This window comes from Gordonia sp. p3-SID1431, from assembly GCF_025143765.1.
GTDB lineage: Bacteria > Actinomycetota > Actinomycetes > Mycobacteriales > Mycobacteriaceae > Gordonia > Gordonia hongkongensis.
The window spans coordinates 13,031-37,169 of record NZ_JAMBDT010000013.1; the positions used below are offsets into that span (position 1 = coordinate 13,031).

Consider the following 24,139-nt stretch of genomic DNA (forward strand, 5'->3'; position numbering starts at 1 on the left):
AGATATTTCTCAGCAGTTTGGAGGTAAAGCCTTTGCCGGTTGCGGCGCTAAGTAACTTTACTTGGAATAGAGTAACCTGACGCCAGACCCAGAGATGTGGGTCACATCCTTCCCGCGCCGCCCGCTTCTCGCGTGGCTACTTCCGGCGCATCCGGTGACGAAAGGAAACCCATGTTCGAGAAGGTGCTGGTCGCGAACAGAGGCGAGATCGCGGTACGGGCTTTTCGTGCCGCGGTCGAGCTCGGCGCGAGCACGGTGGCCGTCTACCCCCACGAGGACCGCAACTCCGTTCATCGGGCCAAGGCGTTCGAAGCCTACGAGATCGGCGAACGCGGGCATCCGGTCCGCGCGTACCTCTCGGTCGACGAGATGGTCCGCGTCGCGGCGACGTCCGGAGCCGATGCGGTGTACCCCGGGTACGGCTTCCTCTCCGAGAACGCCGAGTTGGCCCGTGCGTGTGCGACCCGGCAGATCACCTTCATCGGCCCGTCCGCCGAGGTGCTCGAACTCGCCGGCGACAAGTCCCGGGCCGTGGCGGCCGCCGCCGAGGCCGGTCTCCCGGTGCTGACCTCGTCGACCCCGTCGAGTGATGTGGACGAGCTCGTGGCCGCGGCGGATACCGTCGGTTTCCCCTTGTTCGTCAAGGCGGTCGCCGGTGGTGGCGGGCGCGGCATGCGTCGCGTCGATGAGCCGTCGCGGCTGCGCGGGGCGATCGAGGCGGCCTCGCGCGAGGCCATGACGGCCTTCGGCGACGGCACGGTCTTCCTGGAGCGGGCGGTGGTCGACGCCCGGCACATCGAGGTGCAGGTCCTCGGGGACGCCACCGGCGAGGTCATCCATCTCTACGAACGCGACTGTTCGCTCCAGCGTCGCCACCAGAAGGTCGTCGAGGTGGCCCCCGCACCCGCGCTCGACCCGGCTGTCCGTGATCGGATCTGTTCGGATGCAGTGGCTTTCGCCAGGCACATCGGGTACACCTGCGCCGGGACGGTGGAGTTCCTGCTCGGTTCCGACGGTCGGCACGTGTTCATCGAGATGAACCCGCGCATCCAGGTGGAACACACGATCACCGAGGAGATCACCGACGTCGATCTCGTCGCCACCCAGATGCAGATCGCATCCGGTGCGACGCTGCGGGAGCTGGGACTGACCCAGGATTCGATCGAGATCCGCGGCGCGGCAGTGCAATGCCGCATCACGACCGAGGACGTGACCGACGGCTTCCGGCCCGACACCGGGCGGATCACCGCCTACCGCACGCCCGGTGGCTCGGGTGTCCGTCTGGACGGGAGCGTCGGACTGGGGTCCGAGATCGGCTCCCACTTCGACTCGATGCTCGTGAAGCTGACCTGTCGCGGCCGGGACCTGGAGACCGCGCGGGCGCGCGCACGCCGGGCGATCGCCGAGTTCCGGGTCCGGGGCGTCGCCACCAACATCCCGTTCCTGCAGGCGGTTCTCGCCGACGACGACTTCGGCGCGTGGCGGGTCACCACCTCGTTCATCGAATCCCGACCGGACCTGCTCGAGCAGCACGCCTCCGCCGACCGCGGTACCCGGATCCTGCGGTATCTCGCCGACGTCACCGTGAACCGACCGCACGGCGAGCGACCGTCCGCGGTGTACCCGGTCGACAAACTGCCGGCGATCGACCTCACGTCCCCACCGCCGCCGGGGTCGCGCGATCGACTCCGGGAGCTGGGGCCGGACGGTTTCGCCGCCGAGCTCCGCGCGTCGACGGCACTCGCGCTGACCGACACCACCTTCCGCGACGCGCATCAGTCGCTGCTCGCCACCCGCGTGCGCAGCCGGGACCTGGTGACCGTCGCACCGCACGTCGCGCGGATGACCCCGCAGCTGTGGTCGGTCGAGGCGTGGGGTGGGGCGACCTACGACGTCGCGCTGCGATTCCTCAAGGAGGATCCCTGGCAACGCCTGGCGGCCCTGCGCACGGCGATGCCCAACGTCTGCCTGCAGATGCTGTTGCGCGGCAAGAACACCGTCGGGTACACGCCGTACCCGGTGGAGGTGAACGACGCATTCGTCCGCGAGGCGGCGGCCACGGGCGTCGACGTGTTCCGGATCTTCGACGCGTTGAACAACATCGACGCGATGCGGCCGGCCATCGACGCGGTGCGGGAGACGGGGACCGCGGTGGCGGAGGTGGCCATGTCCTACACCGGCGACCTCTCTGATCCCGGCGAGACCCTGTACACCCTGGACTACTACCTGAAGCTGGCCGAACGGATCGTCGACGCGGGCGCACACGTCCTGGCGATCAAGGACATGGCGGGCCTGTTGCGCCCGGCCGCGGCGTCGACCCTGGTGCGCGCCTTGCGGTCGCGGTTCGACCTGCCCGTCCATCTGCACAGCCACGACACCGCCGGCGGGCAGCTGGCGACCTACCTCGCCGCCTGGGAGGCCGGGGTGGACGCGGTGGACGGGGCGAGCGCACCGCTGGCCGGCACGACGAGTCAGCCACCGTTGTCGGCGATCGTCGCCGCGACGGCGAACACCGACCGCGACACCGGGATCGACCTCGCGGCCTGCTGCGCTCTCGAGCCATATTGGGAGGCGGTCCGGGCGGCGTACTCGCCGTTCGACACGGGCTTGCCGGCACCCACCGGCCGGGTCTATGCCCACGAGATCCCCGGCGGCCAGCTGTCCAACCTGCGGCAGCAGGCCCTGGCATTGGGGCTGGCGGACCGGTTCGAGGACATCGAGGCGGCCTATGCGGGCGCCGACACCGTGCTCGGGCGACTGATCAAGGTGACACCGTCGTCGAAGGTCGTCGGCGATCTCGCGCTGGCACTCGTCGGCGCCGGTGCGAGCGCCGTCGAGTTCGCGGACGACCCGACCGCCTACGACATCCCGGACTCGGTGGTGGACTTCCTGCGGGGCGATCTGGGCGAACCCGCGGGCGGGTGGCCGGAGCCGCTGCGCACGCGCGCCCTCGAGGGCCGCACCGACCCCCGCCCGGTGACCGCCCTGACCGAGAGCGACCTCGCGGCGCTCGCCGGTACGTCGGCGGAGCGTCGTGATGCGCTCAACCGGTTGCTGTTCCCCGGACCGAATCGCGAGTACCGCGAGCACCGCGAGACCTACGGTGACACGTCTCGGCTGTCCACCAACCAGTTCTTCTACGGCCTGCGCCAGGACGAAGAGCATCGCGTGGAGCTGGAGAAGGGCGTCGAACTGCTCATCGGGCTCGAGGCGATCTCCGACCCGGACGAGTCCGGGATGCGCAACGTGCTCTGCATCCTCAACGGGCAACTGCGGCCGGTTCGGGTGCGCGACCGCTCGGTCGAGTCGACGACACGCACCGCGGAGAAGGCCGACCCCGCCCTCCCGGGGCAACTCGCCGCACCCTTCGCCGGTGTGGTGACGCTGTCGGTGAAGGAGGGCGACGAACTCCGCCGGGGTGAACCGATCGGCACGATCGAGGCGATGAAGATGGAGGCCTCGATCTCCACGCCGGTCACCGGGATCGTGCAGCGTGTCGCGGTGTCGGGATCGACCGAGGTCGACGGCGGGGACCTCCTGCTGACCATCGCGACGGACTGACGCGGTGCGTCGGGTCCGCGGCCCGATGGCGCGGACCCGACGTCGTCACTTGCGTGCGAGGTCGGCGACCTGGGCCTCCACCGCGGTCTTGGAGTCGGGGTGTTCGGACAATCGCACGGTGAAGGACTGCTCGAGCTCGTAACCGCGACGGATGTCGAGATCTTCGCAGCCGTTCAGAGATTGTTTGGCGAGCACGATGGCGTGCCTGCTCTTCTCCGCGATCGAGCGCGCGCGGGCTGTCGCGATCTCCAGGAGATCGTCGTGGGCGACGACCTCGATCGGTGCTCCCCACCGCTCCAGGGTCGACGCGTCGACCGGTTCGGCGGTGAGGAACATGCGGCGCATCGCCTGCTGGGGCAACATGCGGGCGGTGAAGCGACCACCGCCGAGGACCCCGACGTTCATCTCGGGCAGTCCGAAGGTGGCGCGTTCGGACGCGACCACGAGGTCGGAGAGCGCGACGAGTCCGAACCCGCTTCCCAGGGCCGGGCCGTTCACCGCGGACACCACGGGGAGGTGACACTCGCGCACGCTGAACAGCGCCCGCCGGGCCCGCCGCATCGCGATGTCGCCGCTGACGGTGGACATCGTCCGGAACTCGTTGATGTCGTTGCCCGCGCTGAAGATGCGGCCCTGACCGGTCAGCACGATCACGCGCACGTCCTGATCGTCGGACAGCGCGTCGAACGTCGCCGCGATGTCCTCGTACATCTGCCCGTCGATGGCGTTGACCTTGCCCCGCGAGAGCTCGACGAGTGCGATACCGGGCTGGTGCACGGTGACGGAGAGGTTCCCGGAGGCCGGGGAGGTGGTCTGCATGGGTGCCTATCTGTCGTGGACTGCGCCGACGGGCGGTCGGGGCCCCGGCGCGAACGAACGGAACGGGACTCACGGTAATCGAGCGAGCAAAATATGTACACAGTTACGACGATGGGTCGTCTCGCCGCCGCGCCGATCGTTCGGGGACGACCATTGCCACCCCGATCCGAATTGGAGGGCAGGTCCGGGCGGGTAAGGTGTCGGCACCGACCGATCAGCCGACCACGGGAGTCACATGACCGTCGCCGACGAGCCCGCCACCCGGCAGCCGCGCGGACAGAAGATGTCCGCGCGGGTGGCCAACATGGTGGCCGACCAGATCCTCGGCGGTGGCATCGTCGAGGGTCAGCGCCTGCCGACCGAGAAGGAGATGGTCAGCGAGTTCGGCGTGGCACGCACGACGGTGCGTGAGGCGCTGCGGCTCCTCGAGAGCCGAGACCTCGTGACGATCAAGGCGGGCATCGGCGGTGGGCCCATAGCCAAACGGCCCGAACTCGATTCGCTCGGCAACATCATGAAGCTGTTCCTCCAGATCAACGGCGCGAACATCAGTGATGTCATCGACGTCCGGTTGATGCTCGAACCGATGGTCGCGCGGGCCGCGGCGCAGAACGTCACCGACGAGCAGATCGAGTCGATGCAGCGGGCACTGGACCGGATGCGCGACCATCCAGAGGACCACGCCAACTTCCAGGAGAACAACGCCGCATTCCAGCGCGGGGTGTACGAGGCGGCGGGCAATCCCGCACTGCGGGTGGTCATGGAGACGCTGTGGCTGCTCGTTCGCGACGCCGAACCCGTCGAGCATCCCCTCGCGACGCGGCTCGCGGCCTTCGAACTCCAGCAGGACATCCTCGACGCCATGCGCGCTCGCGATGTCGAGGCCACCGCGGCCGCGATGGACGTCTTCAACCAGGAGTCCGCCCGGTACTACCGCCGACGGCTCCGCGACATCATCTCCCAGCCGGTGCAGTGGCAGATCTGATCGTCGGCACACGTCTACCTTTCGAGGTGCTCCAGAGCCCACGCCCAGTCGATGCGTTCCTGCTCGAGCCGAACCCGCTCACCGAGCGAGTCGTCCGCGAGGTCGGCGTACAGGTCGTGTTCTGCGGGTGAGAGGTGGCGGAGTGCGGCTGTGGTGGGGCTCGGCTCGGTAACCCATCGATCGCGATGCGCGAACAATGTTTCGCGATCCATCAAGATCGATTCGGTCTGCGGAAGCCAGGCACGTAGCCGGTCGAGAATCGCGAAGCCGTGTGTGTCGAGGTCACCCCAGTACCGAACAGGCACGTCGGTCAGCCAGGGAAGGCGCCCGATTCTGTCGACCTCGAATCCCTTGCCCCAGAACACGGCTCCGTGGGCTGGAACATCGACGCTGAGATAGGTGATCTCGTTCTCGATGACCAGGACGCGCGAGGGACGCAAGTCGATCCGGGTGAGCTCGTCAGCTCGGAGGCTCACCTCCGAAACGTGCTCGAGAAGTCCCAGCGACGGTGACGGTCGTAGTCTCACGAACTCTGGTTTCGTCTGCAAACCCAGCCCGGTCACGAAACCGGACGCCGTCGACGACACTCCGAGTATCGACGCCAAGACTCCCCGGTGCCTTTCGGTGAACTTGGTGTCGACCCCAGGTGCGCTGATCTCACGCAGGTAGCGTCGGGAGTCCCGATGCGTGTCAAGCCATCGGTGCGCGTCGATCAGTCGAGGAAACTCCGATGCCAGATCTATTGCGCGAAACGGGTTCTGGAACAGCCACGCGTGGACCGCGGGATCGTCGGCGGCGAGCTCGAGCAACCTCTCGAACTGCTGTACCGCTGCCTTCACGTTCAGAAGTGCCCACGCCTGCTCATAGGTGGAGATGATCGCCCGTCGTGGAAGCGTGTTACGCCCGACGTGCCGGCCGCCGATTGTTTGCCAGACCAGGGAGTACCTGGTGTCGCCACGACGTCCGCCGTCCAACGCCGTGACCCAGTCGCGAGCGGCGCCGAGATCTGCTCCTATCTGCGACGCGGTGGGCCCGCGCAGCGGAATCTCGATGGGCTCGAATGGTTCTCGGTTCGCAAACGTCCGGAGCAGCGTCCCGTCGTCCCAGCGGCGTCTGGCTTTGATGGCGATGTCGGCCGGGGTGGTCCAACGATCGGTCACCGCAGACGCCCGTCACGGCGTGACCGGTATTCCTCGATCGTCATCGTCTGCAGGCGTGAAAAAGTGCCCGTCGGATTGTCGACGAATCCGATCGCCTTCACGTAGGGCTCGATGACGTGCACCTTCTGCAAAGGGGTGACGATCAGGAGCTGCAGACCCAATTTGGCGAACAGGTCCAGCGCATAACGGGTCGACAGGTCAGAGCCGCGCCCGAATGCCTCATCGATGACGGCGAACCGGAAGTCGCGCGACTTCTTCACACCCCACTCGAGTCCGAACTGGTAGGCAAGGGACGCGGCCAGGATCGTATAGGCGAGCTTTTCTTTTTGCCCACCTGACTTGCCGTCGGAATCGCTGTAGAGTTCCCACTCCACGTCCGTCTCGACATCGCGTTCGGATGCGGAGAACACGAACCAGTTGCGCACATCGGTGACACGCCGCGTCCAATTCTTGTCGAGGTCGGCGTGATTGTCCCGTCCGCGGAAGCGCTCGATGATGCGTTTGACGTCGAGGAAACGCTGCTCCGAATACTGATCGCCGTCTACTGCGAGACTGTCGCTCGTCAGGTTCCGCAGGTCGGAGCGGAACTGTGCCACATCCTGATTCGTGGTTGACTCGCGCTCCAACCGGATATACCGACCGGGGTTGTAGGGCACGGCGCCCAGCGCTTCGTTGATCCGTCGCACGCGTTCGTCGATGGATGCGGCCTGCCGGTTGAGCCAGTTGTTGAAGCCGGCGAGTTCTTGAATGGCGTTCTTGTTCAGCTGTTCTTTGAACTCGAACTCGAAGCGCGGCAGATCGTCGGTCGCGACCCGTTCGCGGAGGGCGACGAAATCCGCCCTGGCATCGACGTCGGCATCCATGTCCGATCGCAGGTCCGGCCACCGGCGGAGAACCTCGGTCATGTGCTGCGTTAGGCGCTGTCCGAAGCCGCCGAGCTCGCGGGTGAGGCGCTCGATCCGTTGATGAAGCGTCGCGGTCAGTGTCGTTTGAGCTGTGGTGCAGTCTGCTGCCCTTGCCGGAACACCGCCGTCCAGCCGACGTTCCAGAGCGTCGTAGCATGCTCGTGCGGCGTCGAGTTCAGCCTCCGGGTGGTCCGCGACGAACTCGTCGTCGCTTTTCTTGTCCTGCTCGGCCCGATGACTCGCGGCGGCGGTGGTTGCGAGCTTGCCGGTGAGGTCGTCGATCGCGGCAGCCGTGGAATCCGCGAGCGCGGCGTTCTGCTCCAGCGCCGTGGTGATCTCGCGAAGGCGTGAGGACCCCGATTCGAGCCGGGCGCGCTCGGCCTCGTGGGTGGCGACGCGTCGTTGTGCTTCCTCGATGTCGAGCTCGGCCCAGGAATGGAATCCTTCCAGCCGCGCCAGGGACTCGCTGCGATTCTGGGTGGCGTCGCGTTCCTCCGACAGCGCCACCACCTCCGCCGAAGCAGCCACGCGCTCGCGGTCGGACTCGTCGAGATCCTCTCGTAGGACCGCGATCTTGCGCTCATTGGCCCATCCGAGCACCCATCGGCGTGGGTCGTCGACCCGGTGTCGGTCGTCCTTCTCGTGACGGCCACCGGACCGCACCTGACCTTCGCGGGTGACGGCGCGCTTGGCAGCGCGGAACTCCTCGATGGTGGCGGCCCGCTGATGTTCGGCGCGCCGGAGGAGTTCGTCGCGCAGATAGCCCTCGAACGACCCGCTCTTGATCTCGAGGCAGTCAGCGAGAATCGGTAGATCAGAGCCATTTCTCTGCAGGGGAACTCGACGGATCGGCACTCGTTCGTACACGAGCCGGGCACCGACAGTCCGGCCGCCGTGATTGTGGAACGTGAGTCGGCGGGAGTTGACCCAGTTCGTCACGGCATCGTAGTGCTGCTGCGGTACCAGTAGCGACAGTGCGAAGCCACGCAAGACACGTTCGGCAGCGCCACGCCACTCGCTGTGTCTTCGACGACGTCGATCAGTTCACCCGCGTAGGGCAGGTCGGCAGGTGTCAGGCCGGTGTCGGTGGCCAGCTGTTCGCGTATCTGGACCTGGTCGGGTGGCAGGTTGCTGGTGCGTTTCTGCAGATCGTCGAGCTCGGTCCGGATGGTCTCCTGACGTCGGGCCGCTTCTTTCTCTCGGCCGATGGCGTCGGCGCTTGCAGCATCGAGCGATCTCTTCGCCTCGACGAGTAGTGGTCTCGCGGGTGATGAAGCCGTGAAGATCAGTGAACTGCTCAACCGTTGTGACGGGGGCGAAGCCTGCAGCCGTGACGGTGGCGTCGAAGAGGGATCGTCCGTGACGGCGCTTCTCCACGTCGTCACGGGCAACGGCGGCGAGTCGCTCGAGTTCGCCGACTCGATCGCCGCCGGCTCTTGCCCGCTCCTCGATCAGAGACTCGCGTTCGCGGGCCAACTCGCGTAGCCGTCCTCTGGCCGCATCCTGGTTGCGGAGAAGCTGCTCGCCCTGGCTCGTATAGGTGGCGATGTCGTCTGCCAGCAGGCGCGAGCGATTCTCGGCTATGAACAGGCGTATGGCCGCACGCTGTACGTCGAGAGCCTCGCGCTCGGCAAGTGCGGCATCGTACTTCTCTGTGGCGACCACGATGGGATCCAGCGCCTCGAGCAGTTCGCGGGCGCGTTTGACCGCGTCGTACGACTTCGTGAGATTGTCGAAATGGTCGATGATGTCGCGGACACGTTCGCCGGCGTCGCTCGGCTCGAGCATGTGGTTGCGCACGAAATCGTTCAGATTGCCCACGGACTTCATCGACACGGTCTGATGTAGTAGCTCCAACGCCTGCTCTGATCGGATGCCTAGCAATCGGCGCAGCGAAGTGGAGTACTTCGGGAACTCGTCGACCACCTCGGCCCCGCCGGACCGTAGGCGTTTACGAAGGTCGCGCAAATCTGAACCGAAATCGGCGAAGTCCGTCGTGATGGCGAGTTGTTTGGTTGCGGTGACGTAGAACCGGTAGGGCTGTCCGGCGGTGTCGCGCTGCTGGAAAACCTGCGCCAGGGTGACCGTCTCGTCATATCCCCGATTGCTGAAGACGCCCAGGATGACCGAGTATGTATTGCGCTCCTGCCGAAGGCCTTTGGCGCGAGAGCGGCCGGTTGCTTCCTGTCGTTCGGACTTGTAGTGGCCTTCGACGTAGGAGCGAAGCGTGCGTTCCTTGGCCTCAGCTCCCGCGGCCCTGTTGTAAGCGATCTTGTGTGCGGGCATCAGCAGTGTGGTCACCGCATCCACCAGCGTCGACTTGCCCGACCCGATGTCGCCGGTGAGTAGTGCGGTGTCTGTGTCGGGGGTGAGCCGCCACACCTGTCGGTCGAAGGTGCCCCAGTTCAACACCTCGACGTGCTGCAATCGGAACCCGGCGCCTCCGGCACCCCCGAGTTCGACCGCTGAGAACAGACCGTCAGTCATCGGGGCCCGCGGTTCCTGCGTATTGGCGCAGTTTGCCCGCGAAATCCGACAGTGTTTGCGCATCCACGTACGCCTTGATGATGCGACGCACCTCCCACTGGTCGGTCTGCCCACGTAACTGGCGCAGGAAGCCCAGTTCGACGGCCTTCTTGATGGTGTTATCGGCCTGTTCGACCAGGCGCGCCTCATTCGTCGATTCGGCTTGGAAGAGTTGTAGCATCTCCACGATCTGATCCGTTGACAGGACGAGTCGTCCTTCACCGCCGGTGATCTCGAACTCCAGCAGGCGTTTGCGTAGCAGCACGAGCAGCAGGCTCACGTTGTAGGTCAGCGCCCGCCTGCGGACCAACCGCGGAAGTGGCTCTTCGCCTTCCTCTTCCGGGTGTGAGCGCAGATAGGCGTAGCCCTCGGACTCGTCGACGATGACATCGACGCCGATCGTGGTGAAGTGATCGCGTACGCCGGCTCCCGAGCGTTCGAGTGTGGCCCAGATGTCCTCGTCCGATTCGCGGTACACCACGCCCCGCATCAATCGGATTATGGCACTCGAAATTGCGTGGTCGTCGGTCATCGTCGCCTCACAGTGACACTCGGCAGCCGGGCACGTTTGACCGTGCTCGGGTCACTCGGGTCGGCGTACTCGAGCAGGGTCTCGTCGGTGTCGTCGATGTCGACGCTGACATCGTCATCGTCGAGGGCGAGGTAACCGACGATCTCGGCCGCACCCTGTTCTATCGGATACATGGTGACCACATCGGATAGCAGTGCCGACGATCTCTCCGGGAGGATGCTGCGGATGTTGGCTGCCAGGCGGGCTTGGTCGACGAACGTCTGGGCGAACAACAGGTCTGCGTCCAGGTTCTCGGTCGCGTCCTCGACCCGACTCTCGACGGTCGCAGAGGCGGGTTGTTGATAGAGTGGCCTGTCGAACGGCAGCGCGATCTCGATACCGGTCTGATCCACAGTGAGCCCGAAATCTGGTGTCCTGCCACGAATCTCGAGGGCGCTAGCCTCTACGGACCGGACCAGGTCGAGTACGCGGCGATTCTCCAGCCAGACCTGATCGTCGAGGAATCGGCGTAGCTGTTCAGAGATCTGTCGGACCATGCGCTGGGTTCGGTCGGCAGCCTCGGACCAGTCGTGATGGATGCTGCGGATGCGCTCGTCGACGTCGATCATCTCCAGCGACGACACCTTCGCAAGCAAGTCTGCCAGTTCCGTCTGGCGCGAATCGGACAGCAAGAATTCGTAGAACGACCCGAAGCTACGACCTTGATCGGACGAGGCGATCTCGGATCGGCTGCCCACCAGGTCGGCGAGGAGTTCGCCCTTGGGCCCGGTCCAGGACGCGATCTTCTCGCGGGCCGAGCGATCAAGAAGGCGGAAGTTGTCTTCTACCTCTCGGAAGTCGGCGAGCAGTTCACGTGCGGTCGACGCCACCTGCTGATAGCGGTCTCGAACCCCGGTCTGATCCAGATACGTCAGTTCGCCGCACTCGGCCGCGGCGATTTCTGCATCGATCTCGGCGCGACGCCGCCGCAGCTCTGCCAGTCGAACCTCGGGGTCTACCTCGGTGCCGTCCACGATCTGCCGAAGAAGCTCGACGACGGTGTGCAGTCGCGACTCGGTACCGACGAACGCTCTGCCCTGTAGAGAGACGATCCAGGCGTACGCCTTCTCGAAAGCCGGCGTCACCTCGTAATAGATCTCGTCGTCGCCGGAGGGGCAGAAGCGTCGTAGGAACCCAGCCTCGGTGCCGGCCCAATCCTCGAGGTAGGCGCGGGGTTCTTTGGGAAATCGAACCGAACCGTCGTTGGTGGGTAGCGAGGTGTTCAGGTCGTAGAGCAGATCATCCAGAGCGGTGGCCAGTTCTCCAGCTGAACTCGCACCACGGTTGCCCTCGACGAAGAATGTCCCGAGAAACGTCAGGATGAGCGGGGAGTGGTGGGCGCGCAGGAGCCGCCACGCGGGATGGCGTTCCCACAGAGTGGTGAACGCATCAAAGTCCATGAGTTCCTCTCTAGGGGAGGGGACTGACACCGAGGACTCACCGGCGAGTGTCGATGACAGGTGTCAGCGTGCCGGTCTGGATGACCTGATCGCTCGTCGCGATGGTCAGACCTCGGCGGGTGGCCTGAGCGACGATCATGCGATCGAAGGGATCGCGATGTTCCCAGGCGAGCTGTCCTGCTGTCACCGCGTCGCTGGAATCGATGGCGAGGTCGGTCGCTGACATGGACGAGAGGGTTTCTTCCCACGCGGCGAGGAGCGGCGCTCCGTCGAGTCTGCCCAGCCGCGTCTTGATGGCGATTTCCCAGGCCGACGCAGCCGACACGTAGAGAGCGTTGCCGGGATTCGCGAGGATGTCCAAGGTGGTGGGTGACAGCCGGTCCGGTTCGCTGACCAGCCACAGGACCGCGTTGGTGTCCAGCAGGACATCGGTCACGAACCCGACTCCCAGCGCTCGAGGTCGTCGGCGGACAGCGGTGCGTCGAAGTCGTCGGGAACAACCATGGCCGGGAACTGCCCGAATCGACGCGGAGGTGGTGCCACGGGCCTGAGTACTGCGACGGGTCGGCCATGCGTGGTGATAGTGATCTCTTCCCCGGTTCTCTCGATCTCAGCCAGCACGGCGTTGAGGCGCGCCTTGGCTTCTGTGCTGCTCAGGGTTCTCATGAGCCGATTCTACTCGGTTCTGACCATTCGGACTGGTTCGAATGCACAGAACGTGGGCCACGAGTTCCCTCACACCACCCGTCGCAGAACCCCCGGCACGACGTCGTCATCGGCGGCGAGAGCCAGCACCTCACCGAAACCGGCGACGAGGCAGTCGGCGAACAACTCGAGGTCGGTGACCGCGGCGCCGTCGGAATTGATTCCGAGACAGGCCGTTCCGTTGTGGGTGATCATCGTCGCCATCATCGCGCAACCGGGCAGCGGGCCGAACGGGAACATCCGCTCGACCTTGGCGCCGGCCACGTAGGTGTCCCACGGGATGCCCGGCACGTTGCTGGCCTGCAGATCGTTCTGGCTGGTCGTGCCGCTGAACTGCATGAGCACCGATCCGGGCAACCAGGCCATCACCGAGCCCAGCGTGTTGAAGATGTCGACGGCCGGTTCGTGCCGGGCGACGCGGACCTGTTCGCGGATGGTGAGGACCCGCTCGAAGGGGTCGGCGATCCCGACCGGTCCGGCGAGCCGTCCCACCGCGATCCGGTTGCCACCCGCCGGATCCTCCGGACGCCGCACCGAGATCGGGATCGCGACCGGCATCGTCTCGATCGGGGTGCCCATCTTCTCGTGATAGAGGCGGAAGCCGCCGATGAGCCCGGCGAGGTAGACGTCGTTGATCGACGCACGAGTCGCCGTCGCGGTCGCCTTGAGGTCGGTGAACGGGACCTCGAACGCACTGAAACGCCACGACAGGCTCCGGTGCGCGAGCAACGGGGAACCCGGGGGACTGACCAGTCCCGCCACGCGTGGAACCGAGCGACCATAGCGGAGAACGGAACTCAGTGCCTGGCGGGGATGTGCCAGGGCGCGGACGCCGCGGAAGGTCGTGTCGACACGATGCGGGATCCGCCGGATCTCCTCGCCCACCTGCCGGCGGAGCAGGTCGACGGGCGTGATGTTCACCGGGTCGGGACTCGGCGGCTGGGGTTTGCCCGGATTGTGTTCGCGTGTGGGCGAATGCAGCTGGGCGAGTCCGATGATCGCGCCCAGGCCGTCGGTGAGCGCATGGTGGGCTTTGAGGAAGTATGCGGCCTTGCCGTCCGGCAGCCCTTCGATCAGCGTGCCCTCCCACGGCGGCCGTGCGGCATCGAGCGCGGTCATCGCGAGCTGCTCGCACGTGACGAGCAGCTCACGCATGCTGCCGTTGCCGCCCAGACGGATTCGGCGCAGATGGTAGTGCAGGTCGAAGTCCGGGTCGACTGCCCAGCTGGGCGTTCCCATGCCGAACGGGGAGTCGACGACGCGCTGCCGGAATCGCGGGGCCATTCGGCTTCCCCATTCGTGGGCAGCCACGAGCCGGTCCCAGTCCGGGGCGCAGTCGTACACCTCGAGCATGCAGATGGTCCCGCGCATCCGGCGATCGGTGTCGCCTCGCCACATGATGGTGTCCACCGAGCTCATGTGGGGCTCGTTGGCCCAGTCGAGCGGTCGGTCCACCCCGTCGGTCAGGTCCGGTTCCTCGCTCACACTTGCCTCTCTTCCGGTACCTCGACGGGTGGCCGGGCGTCGTCGTCGGCGAAGAAGTCCAGCGGCCAGTCGGCCAGGGCGCTGATGTACATCTGCCGGACCTCCTCGGCGCGGTCGCCGATCTCGTCGGGCGACCAGTCGCTGGTGTCCACCGGCGGCAGCACCATCACCTCGACGGTCCCCGGTCGGATGAGTTGCGCACCGCGCCACATCAACTCGCCGGTGTTACGCAGGACCACCGGTACGACGGGGACACCCGCCTGCATCGCGATGTGGAACGGACCCTTCTTGAACCTGCCCACACGTGGTGTGGGCGACCGGGTGCCCTCGGGCGCGACCACGAGCGACATTCCCTCGTCCCGCAGAGCTGTGACGGCCGGCGCCAGCTGTTCGATCGCGCGGCCCGGGTCGGCGCGATCGATGAACACCAACCCGGCCTGCTGCAGGATCGGCCCGACCACCGGAACCCGTTGCACCTCCTTCTTGGCCACCCCCGTGGCCTCGGACCGCACGAGGTTGATCATCACCGGCAGGTCGAGTTTCGACTGGTGGTTGAACAGGAACACGCACGGCCGCGCCGACGTGAGGTACTCGCCTCCGTCGAGGACCTGCACGTGGATCCCGGCGAGTGACAGCCCGACGTCGGTACCGGTCGGCAGGGCCTCGACGAGTGCGGCGGGATCGCGTCGAACGAGCCCGGTGGTGACGCCCACCGCGGCGGAGGCGAGAAACGAACCGTAGAAGGCGCCGGTTCGGGCCAGCATCCCGAGCCGGTTGTACGTGGGGTTCTTCAGGTCGATGATCGGCCAGCCGCGGGATTCGGCCTCCGCCCGCAGTATTCGGCGCGGGGAGACCGCCGCCGGGTTGCCCACCGACTCCAGGTACGGGATGTCCTCGTTGCCGTCGCTGTAGGCGAAGGAGGCGTCGAGGTCGATGCCGTGCTCACGGGCGAGGGTGCGTACCGCAGCGGCTTTTCCCGGACCCCAGAGCGGGCGTCCCCGGATGTTGCCGGTGACCACCCCGTCGACGACCTCGACATCGGTGGCGAGTGCGAAGTCGGCCTCGATCTCCCGCGCGATGGGTTCGATCTGGAATCGGGTCGCCGACGACGCGATGACGATGGTGTGTCCCATCTCCCGATGCGCGCGCAGGATCTGCCACATCTGCGGCCGCAGCTTGGCCGCCGTCTCGTATTTGAAGAGGTGTTCGCCGAACTCGATCAGCTCGGCGTAGGTCTTGCCGGCGAACGTGGGACGCGTGGCGTCGAGCACTTCTGCGTAGTCCTGTTCGGACACGACGCCGCGCAATCCGATGAGCAGGAAGTCGGCGAGTTCGCCGAAACCGAATTCCATGCTGCGCAAGCGTGCTCGCATGATGGCGGCGGCGGAGAAGCCCTCGATCAGGGTGCCGTCGTAGTCGAACAGCGCGGCGACCTTCTTACCGGTGGGTGCCGACCGGATGGCCCGCATCCGGTCGGTGAAGGCACTCACGGTGTCCCCTCCGACCAGACCGTGTCCATGGTGTCGGCTCCGCCCACGGCACGCTGGAGATCCTCGATCGACGCGATCCGGGCCAGCCGCTCGCGCATCGATTCGACCTCGTCGAGCCAGTCCCGGCGGGCGGTCGCGAGGTCCGCGACCTCCTCGCCGTGGATCAGGTGGCGGTTGTCGGCGAGCTGATAACAGCCGTCGTAGAGGTCCTTGGAAACCGAATCCTTGCTGCGCACAACACCTTGCAGGGACAGCTGGCGTCCCAGACCGAGGCATTCGACGATCAGGTCCTCCTTGTCGCGCGATGCGGTGCCGAGTTCCACGAGTTTGGTCGCGAAGACCAGTTGGGCGTCGAAGAACGGCTGCAGGGTGCGTCGGGCGAGGAGTCCGCCGGTGTGGCCGTGCAGTACCTCGTAGGTCCACTCCTGCGTCGGCGTCACGGCACGCCAGCCCGGGGCCAGCAGATCGAGTTCGAGACCGAGTCGGTGCAGGAACTCGGTCTTGGCCGGGAAGAAGAACTCGAACTTGAGCAGATCGCGGATTCGCAGGGCCTCCCGTTGCGACGCCGCGAGCAGCCCCTCGTCGGCGAGCGGACCGTCGGCCGTCTCGTCGTATCCGACGGGGTGTTCGTCCGGCGGGATGTCGTCGGCCCGGACGTCACCGTCGGCCACGGCGATCATGGCGACCTCGACGATCGCGCGGTCGACGAAGTGATGGAGCGCCCCGTTGCGGTAGTAGGCCGCGACCGCGTGATTGTCCGGCACGATGGACCACACCGGTTCGGAACCGCCGTCGAAGCAGCTCACCACGCCGTTGCCGGCGAGGACCCGGAGGGTCTGGGTCAGCCCGACCCCGCGGCACAGGGCCGGGTCCGGGCCGGGTAGCTCGCGCCGGCGGATGTAGTCGAGCAGGGGAGCCAGGATGGCCTCGATCTCCGCGAGCGTGTACGCCCTGTCGTGCGCGCCGAGGAGGGCGAAACCGGCCAGCGAGGTCGCCGAGATCGGGGTGGCGGAATTGATCTCGTCCATCACCCGGAACGCGACCTTCTCCAGTCGCGCGCGGCCCTCGCCGGCGTCGGCGAGAGCGGTCCGCAGCGAGATGGGGGTCCCGAATCGCACCCGGGCCTCGCCCAGGTACGCGCGCTGCGCCTTCGCATAGCGCAACAACCACCCGACGCCCTCGGGCTTCTTCGTGCCACCGGCGTCCTCGGCCGCCATCGCGCCGATCTCCTGGAGCTGGTCGTACACGATCGAGGTCGGCACGATCGTCACGTCGGCCTCGTCGAGCTGCCCCACCGCGTCGACGACGTAGGTGAGCAGTCCCAGTTTGGGCTTCCGGAGCTTGCCGGTCCGGCTGCGACCGCCCTCGATGTACCACTCCAGGTTGAAGCGCTTCTCGACGATGTAGGCGAGGTAGGAGCGCATCGCGAACTTGTAGACCGGGTCCGCGCCGAACTTGCGCCGGATGAAGATCATGCCGGCGCGGCGGGCCACCGGGCCCACCGGCCAGAACGAGAGATTGTTCCCGCCGAGCACGAGGTTGGGTGGGAAGTCGTTGTTGCGCAGCACTTTCGCCAGGACCAGCGGATCGACATAGGACCGGTGGGAGGGCAGGAAGATCAGGCCGGTGGACTTGTTGAGGGTGCGCAGGGTGTTGAGGTTCTCGACGTCGACGGTGACGTTCCAGGCCCGCTCGTGCAGTCGGTTGAAGGTCGCCGAGAACACGTCGTCCATGAGCCGGCTCTGGGTGGCGACGAAGGTCGAGAGTTTGTCGGTGGCCTCGGCGACCACCGCATCGGTGGGCCGACCCAGCTCGGCTGCGAGTTTGGCCGCGGACGTCTGGAATCGCGACGAACTGCTGATCTGCTCGGCGACCAGCCGGGGGACCTTGTAGCGATCACCGACGATCTGGCGTTCGGCTCGCTCGGCCGACACCGACGCCTGGAACAGGACGAACTGGGCGAACGGCTCACCCTGCGCCTGGTGATGGGCATACCGGGTGCGTAGTTCCTCGATCGTGGCGGGTGCACCGGCAACGACGCGGAGACTGTCCGGACGTCTCTTCCGGATCAGCGGCTGGACCGCTCCGAGCGGCCGCCGGGGATTGGACAGCACCAGGACGTCGCCCAGCGTGACCCGCCGCTCACCCTGCCGGACCGCCGGGAGCCAGACCGCCCGGACAGGCACGAGCAACGTCTCCGGCGCCATGCCGTCGAAGTCGATCTCCGCCGATCGGGAGATCGTCGCGTCCGGATAGTTCGCCGCCGTCCACTCGCGTACCGCCCGCATCTCGCACGACGTACGGGCTTTGGTCAGCACCACCACCGGATCGGTCACCTGCATCACCCTCACGTCTCCTGGGGTCCGGCCCCGCCTAATTGTGACGTGGACTACGCCGAGGGGGGTGGTTTTCGTCAGGATGACGAAACGCCCCATCCGACCGTGTGGCCGTCCGGGGCGTTTCGCGAAAGTCAGGAGCTCAGAGCGCGCTGACGTTGGTAGCCTGGGGGCCCTTGGCACCCTGCTCGACGTCGAATTCGACGCGCTGGTTCTCTTCGAGGTTGCGGAAGCCGCTACCTTGGATCGAGGAGTAGTGGACGAAGACATCTGCGCCCTGGTCGTCGGGAGCGATGAAGCCGAAGCCCTTTTCGCCGTTGAACCACTTGACGGTTCCCTGTGCCATACTGCTGTACTTCTTTCTTCAGTGTGCGCAACCACCAAGACCGATGGCCGCCCGTCAACTCTGTCACAGATGAGGACCGTTGGGAAACGCAGGGCGCAATCGGTGTGGGCGGTCCGCTGCGCGGGTACCCCGTTCGAGAACGAAACCCGGGTGTTCGGGGTCTGCGTGAGTAGGCTGGACAGGGCACCACGCGATCGACCTGCGATCGAGGCACGTCATGGCCGAGAACGATCCGCTGACCACACAACGCGGTGCCGTCCGCGACGTCGCCGGTGAACTGGTGGAAGCAGGTTTCGCCGATCCGGTCGAGATCGGTCGTGGTGGCTACGGTGCCGTATATCGCTGCCGCCAGCCCGCATTGGACCGCGATGTCGCGGTCAAGGTGCTGACCGACCACCTCGACGCGCAGAACCTCGAGCGGTTCGTGCGTGAGCAGCGTGCGATGGGACGACTCTCCGGGCACCCGAACATCGTCAACATCCTCGAGGTCGGGTCCACGCCCGAGGGGTTTCCGTTCATCGTGATGCAATACCACCCCCACGCGTCGTTGGACCTGCGCATCCGCAGGGACGGTCCGCTCGACTGGCGCGACGTGCTCCGGCTCGGCATCAAGGTGGCCGGCGCGCTCGAGACGGCCCACCGGGCAGGCACCCTGCACCGCGACATCAAGCCGGGGAACATCCTGCTCACCGAATACGGCGAACCTCAGTTGACCGACTTCGGCATCGCCCGGATCTCCGGCGGCTTCGAGACCGACGCCGATCTGGTCACCGGTTCTCCCGCCTTCACCGCGCCCGAGCTCCTCGCCGGTGCGACGCCATCGGTGACCTCCGACGTCTATGGGCTGGGCGCGACCCTGTTCTGTGCGCTGACCGGCCACGCGGCGTTCGAGAGGCGCAGCGGGGAGCAAGTGGTCGCGCACTTCCTCCGCGTCGCGAGCGAAGGAGTCCCCGATCTCACGTCGGCCGGATTCCCCGCGGAGGTGTCCGGCTGCATCGAACATGCGATGGCGCGCGAACCCGCGGACCGCCCCGGGTCGGCGGCAGAGCTGGGCGAGGAACTGCGGAACGCGCAGCGGCGGCTCGGGGTGCCACTCGACGGGATGGCGCTGCCGGACGGGTCCTCGGAGCCTGCCACCTCGACGACGCCGCCGCGGCGGCGGACGACGATGACGCTGCCCATGCCGTCGACGAAGTTCCGCCCACCCGTCCGGCCTCGAGCGCAGGTCACCAGGACCCGACTCCTGAAGACACTGCGCGACGGGAAGCTGCGCCGTCTCACGCTCATCCACGCACCCACCGGCTACGGGAAGACCACGGTCGCGGCCCAGTGGGCCGAGGAGCTCGCCGTCGACGGCGTACCGGTGGCGTGGCTGACGGTCGACGACACCGACAACGACGTCGCACGGTTTCTCGCCGACCTCGTCGAGGCACTGCGCCGGGCGGCCCCGGACGCCGTCGGCGACCTCGCCGCGGCGGTCGAGGAGCACGGCGATCGCGCCGAGGAGTACGTGTTGACATCGTTGATCAACGAGGTCCACGCGCACGGCCGGCGCATCGCGCTCATCGTCGACGACTGGCACCGGGTGACGGACCCGACGGTCATCGGGGTGATGGACTATCTGCTCGAACACGGTTGCCGTCACCTGCAGGTGATCGTGACCAGCCGAACCCGGCGAGGCCTCCCGGTCAGTCGCCTGCACGTCCACGACGAGATCATCGAGATCGACATGGGAGCACTGTGTTTCGACGAGGCGGAAGCCGGGCGGTTCCTCCTTGATGTCGCCGGTCTGGACCTGCGGGGCGACGAGGTCGCCGAACTGTGGTCATCGACCGACGGTTGGGTCGCGGCGCTGCAACTGGCATGTGTGTCGCTGCGCCGATCCGGGCATCCCGGCGAGCTGATCGGCGACATCTCCGGTCGCCACCATGCCATCGGTGACTTCCTCGCCGAGAACGTCCTGGGCGTGCTGGAACCGGAGGTCCTGCATTTCCTGCTCACCGTCTCGCTGCCGGAACGGATCTGCGCCGATCTCGCGACCACGCTGAGCGGCGAGGCGCGCGGACAGGCCATGCTCGAGGAGGTCGAGCTCCGTGACCTGTTCCTCACCCGGGTCGATCAGGCCGGGGAGTGGTTCCGGTTCCACTCCCTGTTCGCCGAGTTCCTCCGGCGCAGGCTGGAACGCGATGAGCCGCAACTCATTCCGCAACTGCACCGCAGAGCGTCGGAGTGGTTCGCGGGGCACGCAATGCTGACCGAGGCGGTCGACCATGCGCTCGCCGCCGGTGACGCGGACCGCGCCATCGAACTCGTCGAGACCGACGGCCGGTCACTCATCGAACACTCGCGAATGACCACCCTGATCACGTTGATGGAGAAGTTGCCGCCCGTGACGGTGGCGGCCAACCCGATCCTGCAGATGCAGCTCGCGTGGGCGAACCTTCTCCTGCACCGCGCCGCGCTCGCCGAAGCCTCCCTCGAACGGGCGCGGGTCGCACTGGAGCGAGTGGCGAGGTCCGATGCTGCCCTGGGGATTCGGCGTGAGGCCGACATCGCCGAGGCGTGCGTGCGCGCCATCTTCGACCGGCTCGACGGGCTCGACGAACTGGTGGCGCGCCTGGCCGACGACCTCGACGGGTTGTCGCCGTTCCTCGTGTCGGCCATCCACAATGTCGGGACCCTCAGCGCCACCTTGCGATTCGACTTCGACGAGGCTCACCGCTGGCAACAACGCGCGATCCCGGCACACCGACGCAACACCGGTCCGTACGCGGTCATGTACGGTTACGGCCTCGACGGGCTCGCCTACGTCGAGCAGCTCGACCTCGACCGTGCCGAAGCATGTTTCCGTACGGGACTGCGGTTGTCGCGCGAACAGGGTTCGTCGACCCAGTCGCAGGGCGCGCAGCTCGCCAGCGCTCTTCTCGCGGCGGTCCGGTACGAGCGAGGTGATCTGTCCGAGGCCGAACGACTGCTCGACGAGAGCTTCTTCATCGGGGCCGCCGAAGGCGTCGTCGACATGATCGAGGCTCGCCACCTCGTCGGGGCGCGCGTGGCGTTGTGCCACGGTGACCGGGCCGTCGCGGCGTCCTACCTGGACGAAGCCGTGGACATCGCCGAGCGGCTCGACACCCCACGGCTGCGTGCCGTGGCCGAGAACGAGCAGGTGATGAGGCACCTGCCGGCTCGTCGTAGGGTGTCTGCGCGCGTCGATGCCGGCGCCGAGGTGCCGACACGCGGCATCGCGGCGATCGTCGCGCAGCTCCATGCCGAGACCGCGATCCGGTTGATGCTTGACGCCGGCGAGTCCGCCGAAGCCCCTGACGTCGCCTGTCGGTGGGCGCAGGAGTGGGTGGACCGGTTGGCCGGCAGTGGCCGCCACCGGGCGTTTCTGCGGGCGCGACGACTACTGGCGGTGTGTCTCGCTGCGGCCGGTCGGACGCAGGAGGCGCGCGCGCACACCCTCGCTGTCCTGGCGCAGTGCGCAGCGTCAGGCTTGGTTCGGTTCCCGCTGGATGGCGGCGACGAGTTCACCCGGCTCGTCGACGACGTCGCCCGCGGTGTTCGTGCCGGTGACCGTCCCGCTCCGGCCGCGTTGTCGCCGGATTTCCTCGACCGGTTGCTCGGCGACGGTGGCACCCGTTCGTGACCGGCCGGGAATACCAGGGCGGGCCGGCGGCCTTGAACCACAACGTGGCCCCACACCGCCCGCCGCGCGGGTGCGGGGCAGGTGTAGACGACCCCTAGAGAGAGGACAAGTGCTCATGGCAGTCCCGAACATCACACTGAACAACGGAATCACCATCCCGCAGTTGGGTTTCGGAGTCTTCCAGGTTCCGCCGGAGGACACGCGTGAAGCAACTCTGACCGCATTCGAGGTCGGATACCGCCACATCGACACCGCGGAGATGTACGGCAACGAGAAGGGCGTCGGCGAAGCGGTCCGCGATTCGGGCATTCCGCGCGACGACATCTTCATCACCAGCAAGCTGAACAACGGCTTCCACGACTACGACGACGCCCTGAAGGCGCTCGACGGAACCCTCGCCGACCTCGGCGTCGAGCAGATCGACCTCTTCCTGATCCACTGGCCACTGCCGGAGGTGGGCGACTACGTCCAGACCTGGAAGGCGCTCGAGAAGGCCTACGCCGACGGCAAGGCGCGAGCGATCGGCGTGTCGAACTTCCAGCAGGCGCATCTACAGCGTCTCTTCGACGAGACCGACGTCGTACCCGCGGTGAACCAAATCGAGGTGCACCCGTATCTGTCGCAGAACCCGTTGCGCGCGTTCAACTCCGAGCACGGCATCGCGACCGAGGCATGGTCCCCGATCGCCCAGGGCAAGGTGACCGACGACCCGGTGATCACCGAGATCGCCAAGTCCAAAGACCGCTCGCCCGCCCAGGTCACCCTGCGGTGGCACATCCAGCGCGGCGACATCGTCTTCCCGAAATCGGTGACCCGCTCGCGCGTCGAGGAGAACTTCGCACTGTTCGACTTCGAACTGTCCGACGACGAGGTCGCCCAGATCGACCGCCTCAACAGCGACGAACGCATCGGTCCCGATCCGGACACCTTCAACTACGTGCCGGAGTGATTAACCCCCTCTCGACTGTGCTCCCCTGAGGTGCGAGCGGTGACCTCTTCTGTTCCCTGAGGTGCGAGCGGTGACCTCTTCTGTTCCCTGAGGTGCGAGCGGTGACCCTTCTGTTCCCTGAGGTGCGAGCGGTGACCCTTCTGTTCCCTGAGGTGCGAGCGAAGCGAGCCTCGAAGGGCCTCACAAGGTGCCTCACCAGGCCCTTCGTGGCTCGTCGCTATCGCTCCTCGCACCTCAGGGAGCAGGGGGTGGCGGCGCTATCGCTCCTCGCACCTCAGGGAGCAGGGGGTGGCGGCGCTATCGCTCCTCGCACCTCAGGGAGCAGGGGGTGGCGGCGCTATCGCTCCTCGCACCTCAGGGAGCAATGGTTATGTCGTTCTCTCGAGTTATGGGACGGGGGTGACCGGAGGTCAGGAGAGGTTCTCGGGGCGAGCAGGTTTCGACAACGAGGCGCGCAACTGACTGAACCGGAACAGTGCGGGTTCGCCGACCACGTCGGTGTAGCGGTCGATGACCGTGTCGACGAAGTCGTCGACTGCACTGTCCGGTAGGCGGCTCGTCCAATCCGACGCCCCGACGGCGAACCAGGCTCGGAAGTCGTCGACCGAATCGAACTGCCAGTTCAGATCCTTCACCGTCAGGTCGTCCACGATGAACCCGGCGTCGGTGGCGAGTTCCCCGAACCGCGACGGTTCCACGTGGACGTAGGGCGCGTCGAAGCCGTCGAAGTAGCGCTTCCGCTCCGGTTGCGCCGCGACCTCCATCGCCACGTCTTCGATACTCGGTCTTTCGGTGGCGCACACCATCTGCAGCACCGCCCGACCGCCGTCGACGAGACTGCGAGCGATTCCTTGCAGCGCCGCCCCCTGGTCGTGCACCCAGTGCAGCGCGTTGAACGACACCACGATGTCGAAGTCGTCGTCGAAGGGCAGGGCAAGCACGTCGTCGACGTGGAACTGGATGCGCAGCAGGTCCGCCGGGACCCGGAGCAGCGCGCGTTCGATCATCCGACGCGAGGCGTCGACGCCGACGACCGAGCCCGACGGCAGCCGGTCGGCGAGCAGCATCGTGATGAAGCCGTCGCCGCACCCGATGTCCAGCAGGCGTTCGGTCCCGGTGAGTTCGAGGTCGCAGATCGACTCCTCGGCGACCATGCGCTGCAAGGCGCTCACGTCCGCGTACCGGTCACCGTCCCAATCGACCATCGCTCACTCCTCGGTTGTGTACCGACCCCGGGCCATTGTCCCGGCAA

General features: G+C 66.6%; 15 protein-coding genes and 1 pseudogene. 4 read left to right on the plus strand and 12 right to left on the minus strand.

The genetic code is table 11. From position 1 onward, the window contains the following. The first annotated feature begins 171 nt into the window (after window positions 1-171). Window positions 172-3,561 carry a pyruvate carboxylase gene (locus M4D77_RS05480; RefSeq protein WP_259935708.1) on the plus strand — a complete coding sequence of 1,130 codons (3,390 nt, stop codon included), beginning with the start codon at window positions 172-174 and terminating at the stop codon, window positions 3,559-3,561. Window positions 3,562-3,606: 45 nt separating this feature from the next. Here M4D77_RS05480 and M4D77_RS05485 read toward each other — a convergent pair whose 3' ends face one another. Beyond that, window positions 3,607-4,380, minus strand: coding sequence for an enoyl-CoA hydratase-related protein (locus M4D77_RS05485; protein WP_058252827.1), 774 nt, complete (start codon window positions 4,378-4,380; stop codon window positions 3,607-3,609). A gap of 235 nt (window positions 4,381-4,615) precedes the next feature. Between M4D77_RS05485 and M4D77_RS05490 the strand changes: the two genes are divergently transcribed. Then, on the plus strand, window positions 4,616-5,365 hold the full coding sequence (locus tag M4D77_RS05490) for a FadR/GntR family transcriptional regulator (RefSeq protein WP_065629473.1): 750 nt from the start codon (window positions 4,616-4,618) through the stop codon (window positions 5,363-5,365). A 14-nt stretch (window positions 5,366-5,379) separates the two neighbouring features. On the opposite strand, the gene M4D77_RS05495 is transcribed toward M4D77_RS05490, so the two are convergent. The 10 genes and pseudogenes from M4D77_RS05495 to M4D77_RS05540 all read right to left on the minus strand — a co-directional run bounded on the left by M4D77_RS05495 (window position 5,380) and on the right by M4D77_RS05540 (window position 18,289). Beyond that, window positions 5,380-6,525 (minus strand): Wadjet anti-phage system protein JetD domain-containing protein, encoded by a 1,146-nt coding sequence (locus M4D77_RS05495; RefSeq protein ID WP_065629472.1) that lies wholly within the window; start codon window positions 6,523-6,525, stop codon window positions 5,380-5,382. Next, window positions 6,522-9,917, minus strand: a pseudogene (locus M4D77_RS05500) (ATP-binding protein). The gene M4D77_RS05495 and the pseudogene M4D77_RS05500 overlap by 4 nt, the downstream one beginning before the upstream one ends. Further along, the gene (locus M4D77_RS05505; protein WP_065629471.1) at window positions 9,910-10,488 is read right to left on the minus strand and encodes a DUF4194 domain-containing protein; all 579 of its coding nucleotides are present in this window, start codon (window positions 10,486-10,488) and stop codon (window positions 9,910-9,912) included. Before M4D77_RS05505 ends, M4D77_RS05500 begins: the two are co-directional and overlap by 8 nt. Further along, window positions 10,485-11,927: a DUF3375 domain-containing protein gene (locus tag M4D77_RS05510; protein WP_247452162.1), complete on the minus strand. Its 1,443-nt coding sequence runs from the start codon at window positions 11,925-11,927 to the stop codon at window positions 10,485-10,487. The genes M4D77_RS05505 and M4D77_RS05510 overlap by 4 nt, the downstream gene beginning before the upstream one ends. A 37-nt stretch (window positions 11,928-11,964) precedes the next feature. Next, a complete protein-coding gene (locus tag M4D77_RS05515; protein ID WP_065629469.1) occupies window positions 11,965-12,363 on the minus strand; it encodes a type II toxin-antitoxin system VapC family toxin in 399 nt (132 codons plus the stop codon). Next, window positions 12,360-12,593, minus strand: coding sequence for a type II toxin-antitoxin system Phd/YefM family antitoxin (locus M4D77_RS05520; RefSeq protein WP_065629468.1), 234 nt, complete (start codon window positions 12,591-12,593; stop codon window positions 12,360-12,362). Before M4D77_RS05520 ends, M4D77_RS05515 begins: the two co-directional genes overlap by 4 nt. Before the next feature lie 69 nt (window positions 12,594-12,662). Then, window positions 12,663-14,117 (minus strand): wax ester/triacylglycerol synthase domain-containing protein, encoded by a 1,455-nt coding sequence (locus M4D77_RS05525; RefSeq protein WP_065629467.1) that lies wholly within the window; start codon window positions 14,115-14,117, stop codon window positions 12,663-12,665. Further along, window positions 14,114-15,607 carry an HAD-IB family hydrolase gene (locus M4D77_RS05530; RefSeq protein ID WP_058252824.1) on the minus strand — a complete coding sequence of 498 codons (1,494 nt, stop codon included), beginning with the start codon at window positions 15,605-15,607 and terminating at the stop codon, window positions 14,114-14,116. The genes M4D77_RS05525 and M4D77_RS05530 overlap by 4 nt, the downstream gene beginning before the upstream one ends. Beyond that, window positions 15,604-17,949, minus strand: coding sequence for a glycerol-3-phosphate 1-O-acyltransferase (locus M4D77_RS05535; RefSeq protein WP_137810259.1), 2,346 nt, complete (start codon window positions 17,947-17,949; stop codon window positions 15,604-15,606). Before M4D77_RS05535 ends, M4D77_RS05530 begins: the two co-directional genes overlap by 4 nt. Before the next feature lie 136 nt (window positions 17,950-18,085). Then, on the minus strand, window positions 18,086-18,289 hold the full coding sequence (locus tag M4D77_RS05540) for a cold-shock protein (RefSeq protein ID WP_058252822.1): 204 nt from the start codon (window positions 18,287-18,289) through the stop codon (window positions 18,086-18,088). A 217-nt stretch (window positions 18,290-18,506) separates the two neighbouring features. Between M4D77_RS05540 and M4D77_RS05545 the strand changes: the two genes are divergently transcribed. Together M4D77_RS05545 and M4D77_RS05550 are read left to right on the plus strand one after the other, a co-directional pair. Further along, window positions 18,507-21,938, plus strand: coding sequence for a serine/threonine-protein kinase (locus M4D77_RS05545; RefSeq protein WP_259935710.1), 3,432 nt, complete (start codon window positions 18,507-18,509; stop codon window positions 21,936-21,938). A gap of 115 nt (window positions 21,939-22,053) precedes the next feature. Next, window positions 22,054-22,887, plus strand: coding sequence for an aldo/keto reductase (locus M4D77_RS05550; protein WP_068972157.1), 834 nt, complete (start codon window positions 22,054-22,056; stop codon window positions 22,885-22,887). 410 nt (window positions 22,888-23,297) lie between these two features. Here the strand turns inward: M4D77_RS05550 and M4D77_RS05555 are convergent, their stop codons facing one another. Beyond that, a complete protein-coding gene (locus M4D77_RS05555; protein ID WP_065629464.1) occupies window positions 23,298-24,092 on the minus strand; it encodes a trans-aconitate 2-methyltransferase in 795 nt (264 codons plus the stop codon). Window positions 24,093-24,139: the final 47 nt, after the last annotated feature.

What these genes read in the sequence shown, in the direction of transcription:
- M4D77_RS05490 (WP_065629473.1), top strand. Translation starts at nt 4,616, where the DNA reads ATGACCGTCGCCGACGAGCCCGCCACCCGGCAGCCGCGCGGACAGAAG.
- M4D77_RS05505 (WP_065629471.1), bottom strand. Translation starts at nt 10,488, where the DNA reads ATGACCGACGACCACGCAATTTCGAGTGCCATAATCCGATTGATGCGG.
- M4D77_RS05480 (WP_259935708.1), top strand. Translation starts at nt 172, where the DNA reads ATGTTCGAGAAGGTGCTGGTCGCGAACAGAGGCGAGATCGCGGTACGG.
- M4D77_RS05555 (WP_065629464.1), bottom strand. Translation starts at nt 24,092, where the DNA reads ATGGTCGATTGGGACGGTGACCGGTACGCGGACGTGAGCGCCTTGCAG.
- M4D77_RS05535 (WP_137810259.1), bottom strand. Translation starts at nt 17,949, where the DNA reads ATGCAGGTGACCGATCCGGTGGTGGTGCTGACCAAAGCCCGTACGTCG.
- M4D77_RS05545 (WP_259935710.1), top strand. Translation starts at nt 18,507, where the DNA reads ATGGCCGAGAACGATCCGCTGACCACACAACGCGGTGCCGTCCGCGAC.
- M4D77_RS05510 (WP_247452162.1), bottom strand. Translation starts at nt 11,927, where the DNA reads ATGGACTTTGATGCGTTCACCACTCTGTGGGAACGCCATCCCGCGTGG.
- M4D77_RS05550 (WP_068972157.1), top strand. Translation starts at nt 22,054, where the DNA reads ATGGCAGTCCCGAACATCACACTGAACAACGGAATCACCATCCCGCAG.
- M4D77_RS05540 (WP_058252822.1), bottom strand. Translation starts at nt 18,289, where the DNA reads ATGGCACAGGGAACCGTCAAGTGGTTCAACGGCGAAAAGGGCTTCGGC.
- M4D77_RS05520 (WP_065629468.1), bottom strand. Translation starts at nt 12,593, where the DNA reads ATGAGAACCCTGAGCAGCACAGAAGCCAAGGCGCGCCTCAACGCCGTG.
- M4D77_RS05485 (WP_058252827.1), bottom strand. Translation starts at nt 4,380, where the DNA reads ATGCAGACCACCTCCCCGGCCTCCGGGAACCTCTCCGTCACCGTGCAC.